At 67.1% G+C, this 12,801-nt stretch carries 15 protein-coding genes and 1 tRNA gene; 8 read left to right on the top strand and 8 right to left on the bottom strand.

What is annotated here, in order from left to right:
* Positions 1 to 25: 25 nt before the first annotated feature.
* The gene (htpX, locus tag AD72_RS16765) at positions 26 to 883 is read left to right on the top strand and encodes a zinc metalloprotease HtpX (protein ID WP_031467460.1); all 858 of its coding nucleotides are present in this window, start codon (positions 26 to 28) and stop codon (positions 881 to 883) included.
* On the opposite strand, the gene rfbA is transcribed toward htpX, so the two are convergent.
* Both rfbA and AD72_RS16775 read right to left on the bottom strand, forming a co-directional pair.
* Positions 880 to 1,752, bottom strand: a complete 873-nt coding sequence (gene rfbA / locus AD72_RS16770; RefSeq protein ID WP_031467461.1) for a glucose-1-phosphate thymidylyltransferase RfbA — start codon at positions 1,750 to 1,752, stop codon at positions 880 to 882. The two genes, htpX and rfbA, sit on opposite strands and share 4 nt — an antisense overlap.
* 8 nt (positions 1,753 to 1,760) lie before the next feature.
* Complete coding sequence (locus tag AD72_RS16775) at positions 1,761 to 2,252, bottom strand: YajQ family cyclic di-GMP-binding protein (protein ID WP_031467462.1); 492 nt, start codon at positions 2,250 to 2,252, stop codon at positions 1,761 to 1,763.
* A 138-nt stretch (positions 2,253 to 2,390) separates the two neighbouring features.
* Here AD72_RS16775 and AD72_RS16780 point away from each other — a divergent pair.
* A tRNA-Tyr gene (locus AD72_RS16780) sits at positions 2,391 to 2,472 on the top strand.
* 164 nt (positions 2,473 to 2,636) lie between these two features.
* On the opposite strand, the gene AD72_RS16785 is transcribed toward AD72_RS16780, so the two are convergent.
* Both AD72_RS16785 and AD72_RS16790 read right to left on the bottom strand, forming a co-directional pair.
* Positions 2,637 to 3,203: a DUF3800 domain-containing protein gene (locus AD72_RS16785; RefSeq protein WP_197285002.1), complete on the bottom strand. Its 567-nt coding sequence runs from the start codon at positions 3,201 to 3,203 to the stop codon at positions 2,637 to 2,639.
* A 96-nt stretch (positions 3,204 to 3,299) separates the two neighbouring features.
* A complete protein-coding gene (locus AD72_RS16790) occupies positions 3,300 to 3,905 on the bottom strand; it encodes a class I SAM-dependent methyltransferase (protein WP_031467464.1) in 606 nt (201 codons plus the stop codon).
* Between the two features lie 33 nt (positions 3,906 to 3,938).
* Here AD72_RS16790 and AD72_RS16795 point away from each other — a divergent pair, with 33 nt between their 5' ends.
* From AD72_RS16795 to AD72_RS16805, 3 genes are all read left to right on the top strand, one after another.
* Positions 3,939 to 4,670, top strand: coding sequence for a dihydrofolate reductase family protein (locus tag AD72_RS16795; protein WP_082468986.1), 732 nt, complete (start codon positions 3,939 to 3,941; stop codon positions 4,668 to 4,670).
* A 13-nt stretch (positions 4,671 to 4,683) separates the two neighbouring features.
* Complete coding sequence (folP, locus tag AD72_RS16800; protein WP_031467466.1) at positions 4,684 to 5,547, top strand: dihydropteroate synthase; 864 nt, start codon at positions 4,684 to 4,686, stop codon at positions 5,545 to 5,547.
* 116 nt (positions 5,548 to 5,663) lie between these two features.
* Positions 5,664 to 8,498 (top strand): FAD-binding and (Fe-S)-binding domain-containing protein, encoded by a 2,835-nt coding sequence (locus AD72_RS16805; protein ID WP_031467467.1) that lies wholly within the window; start codon positions 5,664 to 5,666, stop codon positions 8,496 to 8,498.
* Here AD72_RS16805 and AD72_RS16810 read toward each other — a convergent pair.
* Positions 8,495 to 8,731: a hypothetical protein gene (locus AD72_RS16810; protein ID WP_031467468.1), complete on the bottom strand. Its 237-nt coding sequence runs from the start codon at positions 8,729 to 8,731 to the stop codon at positions 8,495 to 8,497. The genes AD72_RS16805 and AD72_RS16810 overlap by 4 nt on opposite strands.
* 249 nt (positions 8,732 to 8,980) lie before the next feature.
* Between AD72_RS16810 and AD72_RS16815 the strand changes: the two genes are divergently transcribed.
* A complete protein-coding gene (locus AD72_RS16815; protein WP_031467469.1) occupies positions 8,981 to 9,421 on the top strand; it encodes a MarR family winged helix-turn-helix transcriptional regulator in 441 nt (146 codons plus the stop codon).
* Positions 9,422 to 9,430: 9 nt separating this feature from the next.
* Positions 9,431 to 10,213 carry a DeoR/GlpR family DNA-binding transcription regulator gene (locus AD72_RS16820; protein ID WP_020501172.1) on the top strand — a complete coding sequence of 261 codons (783 nt, stop codon included), beginning with the start codon at positions 9,431 to 9,433 and terminating at the stop codon, positions 10,211 to 10,213.
* Positions 10,214 to 10,225: 12 nt separating this feature from the next.
* Here the strand turns inward: AD72_RS16820 and AD72_RS16825 are convergent, their stop codons facing one another.
* Both AD72_RS16825 and AD72_RS16830 read right to left on the bottom strand, forming a co-directional pair.
* A complete protein-coding gene (locus AD72_RS16825) occupies positions 10,226 to 10,846 on the bottom strand; it encodes an L-threonylcarbamoyladenylate synthase (RefSeq protein WP_020501174.1) in 621 nt (206 codons plus the stop codon).
* 14 nt (positions 10,847 to 10,860) lie between these two features.
* Positions 10,861 to 11,307: a MarR family winged helix-turn-helix transcriptional regulator gene (locus AD72_RS16830; protein WP_082468987.1), complete on the bottom strand. Its 447-nt coding sequence runs from the start codon at positions 11,305 to 11,307 to the stop codon at positions 10,861 to 10,863.
* 44 nt (positions 11,308 to 11,351) lie between these two features.
* Between AD72_RS16830 and AD72_RS16835 the strand changes: the two genes are divergently transcribed.
* On the top strand, positions 11,352 to 12,530 hold the full coding sequence (locus AD72_RS16835) for a serine hydrolase domain-containing protein (protein ID WP_031467471.1): 1,179 nt from the start codon (positions 11,352 to 11,354) through the stop codon (positions 12,528 to 12,530).
* On the opposite strand, the gene AD72_RS16840 is transcribed toward AD72_RS16835, so the two are convergent.
* Complete coding sequence (locus AD72_RS16840) at positions 12,527 to 12,775, bottom strand: hypothetical protein (RefSeq protein WP_031467472.1); 249 nt, start codon at positions 12,773 to 12,775, stop codon at positions 12,527 to 12,529. The genes AD72_RS16835 and AD72_RS16840 overlap by 4 nt on opposite strands.
* Positions 12,776 to 12,801 lie beyond the last annotated feature (26 nt).

Here is a 12,801-nt window from a genome sequence, read left to right on the forward strand (position 1 = left end):
GGGGAGGATTCCGAAAGGGAACGCCGTGCACAAGCATTTCAATGGGCTGAAGACCGCCGTACTGCTTGGCGGGATGAGTGCGCTCATCGTGGTGATCGGTTCCTTGTTCGGGCGGACCGGCCTGATCATCGCGGTGGTCGTGGCGCTGGCGATGAACGCCTACACCTACTTCAACTCCGCGACGCTCGCCCTGCGGGCCATGCGCGCCCAGCCGGTCTCCGAGGCCCAGCAGCCGACCATGTACCGGATCGTGCGCGAGCTCGCCTCCAAGGCGCGCCAGCCGATGCCCGCGCTGTTCGTCTCGCCGACCGCCGCGCCCAACGCCTTCGCGACCGGGCGCAGTCCACGGCACGCCGCGGTGTGCGCGACCAACGGCATCCTCGAACTGCTCGATGAGCGCGAGCTGCGCGCCGTGCTCGGGCATGAGCTGTCGCACGTCTACAACCGCGACATCCTGATCTCCTGCGTCGCGGGTGCGATGGCCTCGCTGGTCTCCATGCTGGCGAACCTCGCCATGTTCGCGGGCATGTTCGGCTTCGGCGGGGACGACGACCGGCCGAACCCGCTCGTCATGCTGCTGATGGCGCTGCTCGGCCCGATCGCGGCCGCCGTGGTGCAGATGGCGATCAGCCGTTCCCGCGAGTACCAGGCCGACCAGTCCGGCGCGGAGCTCACCGGAGACCCGCTCGCGCTCGCCTCCGCGCTGCGCAAACTCGAGTACGGCACCCGGGCCGCCCCGCTCGTCCAGGAACCCAAGGTCGTTTCCCAGGCGCACCTGATGATCGCGAACCCGTTCCGCCCCGAGGGCCTGTCCAAGATGTTCTCCACTCACCCGCCGATCGCCGACCGGATCGCGCGGCTGGAGCGGATGGCCCGCGATTAGAGCAGGGGCCTGGCCAGGTTCACGATGTACTCGCCGTATCCGGTCTTCGCGAGCTTCTCGCCGAGTGCCAGGCATTCCTGGGCGCTGATGTAGCCCATCTTCAGCGCGATCTCCTCCGGGCACGCGATCCGCACCCCGGTGCGGTGTTCGAGCACCTGCACGAACTGGCCCGCTTCGAGCAGCGAATCGTGGGTTCCGGTGTCCAGCCAGGCGAACCCGCGGCCGAGGTCGATCAGCCGGGCCCGCCCGGCGTTCATGTACGCCAGGTTGACATCGGTGATCTCCAGCTCGCCACGCGGCGAGGGCTTCAGGTTCTTCGCGATCTCGACGACTTCGTTGTCGTAGAAATAAAGGCCGGTGATCGCCCGGTTCGAGCGCGGATTCTCCGGCTTTTCCTGCAGCGAGACGAGCTTGCCTTCCGCATCGCATTCACCGACACCGTACCGGCTCGGATCCTTGACCGGATAGCCGAAAAGCACGCAGCCGTCCAGCTCGGCCGCCTGCTTGTGCAGTACGTTTCCGAACCCTTTTCCGTAGAAAATATTGTCCCCGAGCACGAGCGCGACGCTGTCGTTTCCGACGAATTCCTCGCCGATCACGAACGCCTCGGCGAGCCCGTTCGGTTCCGGTTGTTCCGCGTACGAAATGCTCAACCCGAACTGGCTCCCGTCGCCGAGCAGGCGCTGGAAATTCGGCAGATCGGACGGCGTGGAGATGAGCAGGATGTCCCGGATCCCGGCCAGCATCAGCACCGAGATCGGGTAGTAGATCATCGGCTTGTCGTACACCGGAAGCAGCTGCTTCGAGGTGGCCAGCGTGATCGGGTGCAACCGCGTTCCCGAACCTCCGGCGAGCACAATACCTTTCATCGGATTCCTCAGCGGTAGTTCGTGAATTGCAGTGCTATGCCGAAGTCCTTGTTCTTCAGCAGCGCGATCGCGTCCTGCAGCGCATCCTTTTTCTTGCCGGTCACCCGCAGCTGGTCGCCCTGGATCTGCGCCTGGATGCCCTTGGGTGCCTCATCGCGCAGATACTTCGAGATCTGCTTCGCCTTGTCCTGCTCGATTCCCTGGACGATCGTGCCCTTGATCCGGTACGCCTTGCCGGAGAGCTCCGGTTCGCCCGCGTCGAAGGACTTCAGCGAGATGCCGCGCTTGACCAGCTTCTCCTTGAACACCTCGAGCGCGGCGCGCACCCGCTCCTCGGTGTCCGCGACGATCGTCACCGCTTCCTCGCCGGCCCAGGAGATGTCCGCGTTCACCCCGCGGAAGTCGAACCTCGTCGAGAGCTCCTTGGCTGCCTGGTTCAGTGCGTTGTCGGCTTCCTGGCGGTCGACCTTGCTCACCACGTCGAACGACGGATCGGCCATCGTCATCGCCCCTTCCCGCCGCGACCTGCACGGCATCCTGGTCTGCTCGCCAGCCGATCGTAGTCTGCCCACCCCCCGTGCAGAGCGCCCGGAGTCGTTGGTATCGTACTTCGCGCGGTCACCAAGTGGCCGCAGCAAGGCGGCTTGCCCGAGTGGTCAAAGGGAGCAGACTGTAAATCTGTCGGCATTGCCTACGAAGGTTCGAACCCTTCAGCCGCCACACCAGCCGAAACGGCCCTCGCATCCAGAAAAACTCCGGTGTGAGGGCCGTTTTGTGTGTGCGGTCATTGGCACCTCGGCTGGCAGTCGCCGGTCGATCCGCGGATGCGGTCGGAAGTGAGCCGGGGAGCGTGCCCGCGTCGTCGTGGGACCCCCGGTTTCGCGTTATCTCGGGGGTAGTTCAAGCAGTTCGATCGGGTGGGCTTCAGACACGAGATCCCATGGCCTGCTTTCACCGTGATGCTGTGCGCTGACGTAGGCGCTTGCCACGAAGTCCGCCAGCTGAAGTAGCGGCTCTCGTTTAGGGCGGTGGTCGATCCGCAGCGCGGATGTGACGGTCCGGGATCGGCGTAAGCGGTCGAGGGTACGACGATCATGTTTGTCTCCGCCGCCACGTGTCTCCATCACCACATGCTCGACCTGTTCGTGGAACTGCAGCGTCGGCCGGAGCTGCGTCAGTATCCGTGCCCGCGCACGCTCCTGCCCGGTCGGTGTGCTCGTAGCGGCGAGCAGGAATCCACCGTGCAGCGGCATGGCTGCGATTACGGCTGCCAGTTCGATGCGCCTGCTCGGTGTTTCGTCGTAGAAATGCCACGGCCGGTTCTGGAATTGAGCCGCCCGGATCATCTCGGTGATCACCTCATGATCGGCAATCGAAGTCAGTACGGCGGCGATCACGGACAGCCGGTGACCGGGAGCCGTGAGATAACCGGATTCGTCCAGGTACGCGATGACATGGTCGGATACCTAGACAACCTACCCGGGTGGTCCTGCCATTTCAGAGCGGTGCTCCTTGGGGGATCATTCGTTGCCATGGCGCCGGTTTGGCTACTGCTCCACTTCGCGGCGCCCGCTGCACAGGTACACATAAGCGGGCGGGACATTGCGCACCACGGTGCGGGAGATGTGCACCTGGTCGAAGTTCTCCTCGAGCAGCGCGCGGAACCGCCGTGCCCCGGAGAGGATGGCGGTGTGCCGGTAGGTGAAGGTGGCGAAGAATCCGTGTTTGGGCAGCATGGCGCGGATCTCGCCGAGGATGGCGCGCTGTTTGGCGTCGCCGAAGATGGACCAGGGCAGCCCGCACACGATGGCGTCGAGTTCGTCGACTCCGTGCTCGGCGAGCAGTTTGCCGAGGTCGGCGGCATCACCGCGGAGCACGGTCACGGAGGGATATTCGCGTTCGAGGTGCTCGGCCATGCTCGGGTCGATCTCGACGGCGAAGTGCCGCCCGCCTTCGGGGAGGCGTTCGTCGATGGCCTCGCAGGCTGATCCGGTGCCCGCGCCGAGTTCGGCGACGATGGGGTTTCCCCTGGTCGGCACGATCTTGGCGAGGGTTTCGGCGAGCTGCCTCGAGGATGGCCACACGGCTCCGACCGCGCCCGGGTTGCGCAGGGCTTGCTTGACGAACAGACCACGGGCCGATTTGGTTGCCATGACCACCAGGGTAGAGGTCGGCCTGGTATTGAGGTGGATGTGTGGCAGATCTGGCCTGAGCAGGCCCAACTCGATGAGCAGGCGCTCGAGCGGCGGTATTCCTATCCGGACCGCTGGCTGGTGGTGAACTTCGTGTCGAGCGCGGACGGGGCGGTGGAATCGGGCGGGCATTCGGCTCCGCTGTCCACGCCACCCGATCGCGTGGTGTACCGCCTCGGGGGTGACCTGGCGGACGTGGTGCTGCTCGGCGCGGGCACGGCGGTCGGCGAGGGGTTCCACGGGATGCGTCCCGACGAACTGACCGCGCGCCGCCGTGCGGAGTACGGGCTGGCCCCGGTGGCCCCGATCGCGGTGGTGAGCACGGGGCCCTCGCTCCCGCCGGACGCGCCGGTGCTGACCGATGTCCTGACTCCGAGCATCGTGCTGACCTGCGGTGATGTTCCCGTCGAGCGGCGCAGGGCGTGGGCGGGAACCGGTTCCGAGGTGATCGTGGCCGGGCGGGATCGGGTGGACCTGGCCGCGGCGCGGTCGGCGCTGGAGGAACGCGGGCTGCACCGGATCGACTGCGAGGGCGGGCCGACCCTGTTCGGTTCGCTGCTCGAGCAGGGGCTGGTGGACGAGCTGCGGCTGACGCTGGCGCCGATGCTGCTTTCCGGGCCCGCCGGACGTATCGCGGCGGGTGCACCGGTCGACGCGCGGCTGCGGCTGGACTCGGTTCTCACGCAAGCGGATACGCTGCTCATGCGTTATCTCGTCGAACGATAAGGAGGACGATCGGGTGCCAGAGCTCACCTTCCGTGGTCGTACTGTGGCCAGGGACCGCGCACTGATCATGGCGATCGTCAACCGGACGCCGGATTCCTTCTATGACAACGGAATCACCTACGCCGACGAGGCGGCGCGCACCGCGATCGGCTCGTCCATCGCGGAGGGCGCCGATGTGATCGACCTCGGTGGCGTGCCCGCGAGCCCCGGCCCCGAGGTCACCGTGGCCCAGGAACTCGACCGGGTGCTGCCGACCCTCGAATGGGCCCGCGAGGCCTATCCGGACCTGGTGATCAGCGTGGACACCTGGCGGCACGAGGCGGCCGACCGGATGTGCGCCGCGGGGGCCGATCTGATCAACGACAGCTGGGGCGGGGCCGATCCGGAGATCGTGGATGTGGCCGCGCAGTACGGGGCCGGTTATGTGTGCGCCCATACCGGCGGACTGGCGCCGCGGACCGATCCGGTGCGCCCGCAGTACGCGGATGTGGTGGGCGCCGTGGTCGACGATCTGGTGGAGCAGGCCGAACGCGCCGTGACCAAGGGTGTACCGCGCGAAGGCATCCTCATCGATCCGGCACTGGATTTCGGCAAGAACAGCCACCACAGCCTCGAAGTACTGCGGAACGTGCCCAAGCTGGTCGGGACCGGCTGGCCGGTGCTGATGGCCATGTCGAACAAGGGTTTCGTCGGGGAGACCCTGGATGTCGAACTCGATGAGCGAGTGACCGGCACCCTCGCCTCGACGGGTTGGGCGGCACGGGACGGGGCGGCGATGTTCCGCGCACATCAGGTCCGGGAAACCAGGCATGTGGTCGAGATGGTGGCTACGCTGCTCGGGCAGCGGCCACCGGCGAACGTGGTGCGCTGGGTCTAGAGATGCACATCACTATTGTTCAGGACATACACGCCAAGCATGCTTGCCCGTGATCGACAGGGTCTACGAGATCGACAGAGTCTAGGGAGAGGTCAGCGGTGACCGAGGCAATCGCAATGGAGGATCTCGGCTGGGCGTTACGCGATGCGGGAATCGAGGAATTCGACATGTCGAGCCTCGCGCGCGCGGAGTATTCGGCGGATGCCTCGCTGTATCGGGTGCCGCCCGCGGCCATCGTGCGGCCGCGGGATCTGGACGAGGTCGCGGCGGTGGTCAAGGTCGCCGAGGAGACCAAGACTCCGATCACTCCGCGCGGCGCGGGCACCTCGATCGCGGGCAATGCGGTCGGTAAGGGCATCATCCTCGATTTCACCAAGCACTTCGCCCGGGTGCTGGACATCGATCCGCGTGCAGGCACGGCGACCGTGCAGCCCGGGGTCGTGCTCGACTCCCTGCAGGCGGCCGCGGCACCGCACGGTCTGCGGTTCGGCCCGGATCCCTCCACGCACAACCGTTGCACGATCGGCGGGATGCTCGGCAACAACGCCTGCGGTTCGCGCGCGCTCGGCTACGGGCGCACCGCGGACAATGTGGTCAGCATCGAACTGCTCAGCGGCACGGGGCGGTCGATCACCGCGATGCGGGGGATGGACCCGGCCGGTTCACCGACGCTCGCCGCACTCTCGGATCTGGTGCGGGAAAACCTCGCCACACTGCGCACCCAGTTCGGCCGGTTCCGCCGCCAGGTCTCCGGGTACTCGCTCGAGCACCTGCTTCCGGAGAACGGCTTCAATCTCGCCAAGGCCCTGGTGGGCACCGAGGGCACGCTCGGCATCGTCACCGAGGCCACGCTGAACCTGGTCGAGCGGCCGACCGATTCGGTGCTCGTCGTGCTCGGTTACCCGGACATGCCCGCCGCCGCCGACGCGGTTCCCGCGCTGCTGCCGCACAATCCGGTCGCCATGGAGGGGCTGGACGCGCGCATCGTGGATGTGGTGCAGGAGCGCAAGGGTGCGGGCCGGGTGCCCAAACTGCCCAAGGGCAAGGGCTGGCTGATGGTCGAGCTCGCCGGGCGCCGGATGGAGGAGCTCTCCGCGCTCGCCGCACGTATGGTCCGTGAGGCGGGTGCGCTCGATTCGATGATCGTCACCGATCCGCGCGAGGCGGCGGCGCTCTGGCGTATCCGCGAGGACGGTTCCGGGCTTTCCGCGCGCTCCATGGAGAACCGGCCCGCGCACGCCGGTTGGGAGGATTCCGCGGTTCCACCGGAGCAGCTGGGCGATTATCTGCGGGAGTTCGAGGAACTGCTGAAGGAATTCGACCTGACCTCGATGCCGTACGGACACTTCGGCGATGGCTGTGTGCACGCGCGGATCGATTTCCCGCTGGATCGCACCGGTGGACCCGCGCGGTTCCGGGAGTATCTGTTCGAGGCGGCCAAACTCGTCGCGCGGCACGGCGGATCGATGTCCGGGGAACACGGGGACGGCCGGGCGCGCGGGGAACTGCTGCCGATGATGTACTCCCCGGATGTGATCGGGCTTTTCGGTGCGGTCAAAGGGATTTTCGATCCGCTCGACCTGATGAACCCGGGTGTGATCGTGCGCCCGCGCCCGGTGCACGCCGATATCCGGGTGGCCGAGGCGAAACCGGTTACCCGCAAGCTCGGGCTGCGGTTCGCGCACGACCACGGGGATTTCTCCGAGGCGGTGCACCGCTGCACCGGGGTCGGAAAGTGCCGGGCGGACACCACGGCATCCGGTGGCGTGATGTGTCCCTCCTACCTGGCGACCGGCGAGGAGAAGGACTCCACTCGCGGCCGGGCGCGGATCCTGCAGGAAATGGTGAACGGCTCGATCGTCGGCAACGGCTGGCGTTCCCCCGAGGTACGGGACGCGCTCGATCTGTGCCTGTCCTGCAAGGGATGTGCCTCGGACTGCCCGACCGGGGTGGACATGGCCGCGTACAAGGCCGAGGCGTTGCACCAGGCGTACAGGCACCGGCCGCGGCCCGCCACGCACTACAGCCTCGGATGGCTGCCCCGCTGGGCACGGCTCGCCTCGAAGACGCCGAAGCTCGCGAACGGCGCGCTCGGCAACCGCGGGCTCGCCGCGATCGCCAAGTTCTTCGGCGGCATCGACAAACGCCGTGATCTGCCGCAGTTCACCGAGCAGACCTTCCGCGCCTGGTATGCGGAGAACCGGACCGGGAACTCCCGTGTGGACGGTCAGTCTCCGGTGCTGCTCTGGGTGGACACCTTCACCAACTACTTCCAGCCCGAAGTCGCGGTCACCGCACTGCGGTTCCTCGAATCACTCGGGTTCGCCGTGCACATCCCGGAGAAACCGGTCTGCTGCGGGCTGACCTGGATCTCCACTGGGCAGCTGAGCACCGCGCGCCGGATGATCCGCCGCTCGATGCGCGAGCTCGACCCGTTCGTGCGCCTCGGTGTCCCGATCGTGGGCCTCGAACCCTCGTGCACCGCCGTGTTCCGCTCCGATGCCGCGGAACTGTTGCGAGGCACCAAGAAGATGCCGCTCGAACGGGTCGAGGAGATCGCCGGTTCCACGTACACGCTGGCCGAACTCCTGCGCAAGTTCCGTCCACAGTGGACACCGCCGGACCTGAGCGGGACCGAGGTCGTCGCCCAGCCGCACTGTCATCAGCACGCCGTGCTCGGCTGGCAGGCCGATGAGGAACTGCTGAAACGGTCCGGTGCGCAGGTGCGCTCGGTCGGCGGATGTTGTGGCCTCGCAGGGAATTTCGGTGTCGAGCGGGGGCACTACGACGTCTCGGTCAAGGTGGCCGAGAACGCGCTGCTTCCCGCGGTGCGCGAGGCCGGCGAGGCGGTCGTGCTTGCGGATGGATTCTCCTGCCGCACGCAACTCGACCAGCTCGCCGACCGTCGCGCGCTCCACATGGTGGAGCTGCTGACCCGCGAGGCGGATTAACGGTTCTGGCCTCTGCGCAGTATGGCGGGCGGGGCATTGTCCTTGCGCCCCTTGGCTTTCAGCGCACCCTTGGCACCCGATTGCCGTGGGCGCCCGCCGTGCTGCGTGGCATTCTCGCCGGTCGGCCGCTGTCCGGGGATATTGCCGTGCATACCGGCGCGGATATCCTCGATGCTCGGCAGTTCGGCGGCGAGTTTGCTGACGGATTCGTTCGAATGGACGGATTTCGCCATGGCGGACCTCCTCGAAAGACGCTCTTGGATACACGTGTCCCACGTGCGCGTAACAGATTTCGGCCGCGTTCAGTGAAAGTGCTGTGCCGTGTCAACTGCGCGGCGATGCCGGTTGCTCGTCAGAAGAGCCCGGGATCAGAGGTTCTCAGAGCGTGCCCATGGCAACCACTGTAACCCATCGTGGCGGGCGCGCAAGCAATTAACGCCATTAGATGTCTAACGATTAGATGTTCTTGCTAGACTGGCCCGATGTTTCGAAAGGGCGAGGAACCCATCGGCCGCACGGTCGGCCGGGTGTCGCGGGCCATCGCGCGCGGGTTCGACGAGGCGCTGAACGCGGCCGGTGGTTCCTTCTCGACCTGGATCGTGCTGCTCGAACTGAAGCTCAATCCCGGGGCGAACCAGCGTGCGCTCGCAGCGGAAATCGGCATCGAACCTGCCACGCTGACCCATCATCTCAACGGGATGGAACGATCCGGGCTGATCACCAGGCGCCGTGATCCGGCGAACCGGAGGGTGCATATCGTGGAGCTGACCGAGGCGGGTGAGGCACGGTTCGCCGAGCTCGCCGAAGCGGCCCGGGAATTCGACGCCAGGGTGCGTTCAGGGTTTTCCGCGGCCGAAATCGGCTCGTTGCGCGCGCTGCTCGGCAGGTTGTGTGCGAATATCGACGCCGAGGACACACCGTAGGGAGTTCGCGTGGACAGGCACGAACGGCTGGCCACCCTGCTCGACATCGTCGGCAGGAGGGAGAAGGTCGACGTTGAGGAGATGGCCGAGGAGCTGCTCGTCTCGGCCGCCACCGTACGCCGCGACCTGGATCATCTGGCCGAACAGCAGTTGCTCACCAGGACGAGGGGCGGCGCGGTCGCCAGCAATGTGGCCTATGGCCTTCCATTGCGGCACAAGGCGGCCAGGCACACCCCGGAGAAGCAGCGGATCAGCGCGCATGCCGCGGCGCTGGTGCACCCGGGCATGGTGATCGGCCTGAACGGCGGTACCACGACGACCGAGATCGCCCGCGCCGTCGCGATGCGCACCGACCTCGCCGAGGTGCAGGACGCGCTCGTCACCGTGGTCACCAATGCGCTGAACATCGCGGGCGAGCTCGCGGTACGGCCCTACATCAAGATCGTGGTCACCGGCGGGGTCGCGCGTCAGCAGTCCTTCGAGCTCACCGGTCCGCTCGCCGGGCGCATCATCGACGAGCTGAACATGGACATCCTCTTCCTCGGGGTCGACGCGCTGCACCCGAGCCGGGGCGCCTACGCCAGCCACGAAGGGGAGGCGGACATCAACCGGCTGATGACCACGCGCGCGGAGCGGGTGGTCGTGGTCGCCGACTCCTCCAAGATCGGCAAGGTCGCCTTCGCACAGATCTGCCCGAGCTCCGGGGTGCACGAGGTGATCACCGATGCCGAGGCACCCGAGTCCGAGCTGGCCGCCCTGCGCGAGCACGGAATCGCGGTCACCACGGTCTGAGTCGGCGCGCACTCATTCGAACCGGCTGGGATCCCCGGCGCCGTAGCGGATGATCTCCGGTTCCCCGGAGGAGAAGTCCACCACGGTGGTGGGTTCGGTGCCGCACTCGCCGGAGTCGATCACCGCGTCGACCACGTGATCGAGTTCTTCCTTGATGTCCCAGCCCTGGGTCATCGGTTCCTCGTGCCCGGGAAGCAGCAGGGTGCTGGAGAGCAGCGGTTCGCCGAGTTCGGCGAGCAGGGCGTGCACCACCGTGTGATCGGGAATGCGCACGCCGACGGTCTTCTTCTTCGGGTGCATCATCCGCCGGGGCACCTCATCGGATGCGGGCACGATAAAGGTGTAGCTGCCCGGGGTCGCGCCCTTGATCGCGCGGAACACCGCGGTGTTGATGTGTACGAATTGTCCGAGCTGCGCGAAACTCTCACACACCAGGGTGAAATGGTGGCGGTCATCGAGTTTGCGGATGGATCGGATCCGTTCGATTCCGTCCTTGTTGCCGAGCTGCGCGCCGAGTGCGAAACAGGAATCGGTCGGATAGGCGATCAGTCCGCCACCGCGCACGATGTCGACCGCTTTGCCGATGCTCCGCCGCTGCGGGTTCTCCGGGTGCACGTCGTAGTACTGCGCCATCCACCGAGTCTAGATCACGACTCGCATCCTTCGGCCACGGCGCGCATGACCCGCGCGGCGGCGCGCACATCCTCGGCGGGCACCTCGTGCAGCACGGTTTCCAGCCAGGCGTGGGTGGCTGCGTCCAGCTTCGTCACCACGTTCCTGCCTTTTCTGGTGATGTGCACCAGATTGGCGCGCCGATCGCTGCTGTGCGCGGCGCGCTCCACGAGACCTTCCTCGGCGAGCCTGGTGACCTGGCGGGTCACGTGCGGCGGGCGGACCAGCAGCTGCTCGGCGAGATCGCTGGTGCGCATCGGGGTGCCCGCGCCGGCCAGGGTGCGCAGCAGGGCGGCCGAGGCACGTTCGAGGCGAACCCCGCAGGATTCGGCCATCCGCTCGTGGATGCGCCCGCGGGTCAGCGCGTAGGCCATGGCCGAAGCCGCCTGTGTGAGTTCGCGCGTATCCGCTTTCCCCGGCATATCTGTGATAGTAACTTAAGGTAAGTAACAAGTGGAGGTGAACCGTGGCGTTGAGCGGGACAAGCGCACCAGGATTCGACCGGCTTCGGGCGGCGTTCGAGGCGAACTTCACCGAGCGGGGTGAGGTCGGCGCCGCGGTCGCGGTGACCGTGGACGGGGAGACCGTGGTCGACCTCTGGGACGGGTACGCGGATGCCGCACGTACCCGGCCGTGGCAGGCGGACACCCTGGTCAACGTGTACTCCACGACCAAGGGGATGACCGCGCTGTGCGCGCATCTGCTCGTGGACCGCGGTGAGCTGGACCTCGACGCCCCGGTGGCGCGGTACTGGCCGGAGTTCGCACAGGCGGGAAAGGCCGAGATCCCGGTGCGCTGGCTGCTTTCCCACCGCGCGGGGCTGATCGCGCCGCGCGAGCAGCTCGACGAGACCGAGGTGCGGGACTGGGACACCATGTGCGCGCGGCTCGCCGCGACCGAACCGTGGTGGGAGCCGGGCAGCGCGCAGGGCTATCACGCGGTGACCTTCGGGTTCCTCGTCGGCGAGGTGGTGCGCCGGATCTCCGGGCGTTCGCTTGGCACCTTTCTGCGTGAGGAGATCACCGAACCGCTCGGCGCGGATCTGTACGTCGGAACCCCGCTCGAGCAGCAGCACCGGTGCGCGGACATGATCGGCATGCTGGACCGGTCCGTGCTCGAGCGGATGTTCCCGGACCGGCCGAGCGAACCGATCCGGTCCATCGACGAGCACCCGCTCGCCGCGTTGTTCGCCGCGCTGACCCATGCCCCGCCGGGAGATGTGAACAGCGCGGAGTACCGCTCGGCCGAGGTGCCCGCGGCCAATGCCCAGGCCACCGCGCGCGGACTGGCCACCGTGTACGGGGCGCTCGCGAACGGCAAACTCGTCGGTGAGCAGACCATGGAAGCCATGCGCACCAACCAGAGCAAGCCGGGGGAGCGGGACTTCGTGATCGGTCCGCTCGCCGGTGCGGGGGTGCCGACCTCATGGGGGCTCGGGTACATGCTCAACGGCGCGGGGCAGGCAGGGCCCAATCCGCGCGCCTTCGGGCACGGCGGGGCGGGCGGGTCCTATGCCTTCGCCGACCCGGAGAACCGGATTTCCTACGCCTACACGATGAACGCGTTCGGCGGCGGCACGAGCGGTCAGGATCCGCGCAGCATCGGCCTGGTCCGCGCGCTCTACGCGGACCTCGGAATCGGCTAGTTCTTCCGGTCGCCGCCGATATTGATCAGCGTCAGGTCGAGGTTGATCGCGCGGTCGATCTCGATCAGGCTGTCGCTGCCCTGTGGGTTGATCACGATCAGCCCGGCGTGTGTGCTGTGGTTTCCGCCTGCCTCGCCACCGAGCGGCTCTGCCCCCTTCGTCGCGGCGGCGCTCGTGCCCGCGACCGCGAGGCCGGTGAACGCGGCCAGGGCAGCGGCCTTGCCGATCAGTGTGGTGAATCGCATCGGTTACCTCCCTGTAGCGGTACGTG

It is taken from the genome of Sciscionella sediminilitoris (assembly GCF_000737195.2).
Taxonomy (GTDB): Bacteria; Actinomycetota; Actinomycetes; order Mycobacteriales; family Pseudonocardiaceae; genus Sciscionella; species Sciscionella sediminilitoris.

Excerpts from the sequence above, each read along its gene's own strand:
- rfbA (WP_031467461.1), bottom strand. The coding sequence starts at position 1,752 with ATGAAAGGTATTGTGCTCGCCGGAGGTTCGGGAACGCGGTTGCACCCG.
- AD72_RS16775 (WP_031467462.1), bottom strand. The coding sequence starts at position 2,252 with ATGGCCGATCCGTCGTTCGACGTGGTGAGCAAGGTCGACCGCCAGGAA.
- AD72_RS16790 (WP_031467464.1), bottom strand. The coding sequence starts at position 3,905 with ATGGCAACCAAATCGGCCCGTGGTCTGTTCGTCAAGCAAGCCCTGCGC.
- AD72_RS16805 (WP_031467467.1), top strand. The coding sequence starts at position 5,664 with ATGGAGGATCTCGGCTGGGCGTTACGCGATGCGGGAATCGAGGAATTC.
- AD72_RS16810 (WP_031467468.1), bottom strand. The coding sequence starts at position 8,731 with ATGGCGAAATCCGTCCATTCGAACGAATCCGTCAGCAAACTCGCCGCC.
- AD72_RS16815 (WP_031467469.1), top strand. The coding sequence starts at position 8,981 with ATGTTTCGAAAGGGCGAGGAACCCATCGGCCGCACGGTCGGCCGGGTG.
- AD72_RS16825 (WP_020501174.1), bottom strand. The coding sequence starts at position 10,846 with ATGGCGCAGTACTACGACGTGCACCCGGAGAACCCGCAGCGGCGGAGC.
- AD72_RS16830 (WP_082468987.1), bottom strand. The coding sequence starts at position 11,307 with ATGCCGGGGAAAGCGGATACGCGCGAACTCACACAGGCGGCTTCGGCC.
- AD72_RS16840 (WP_031467472.1), bottom strand. The coding sequence starts at position 12,775 with ATGCGATTCACCACACTGATCGGCAAGGCCGCTGCCCTGGCCGCGTTC.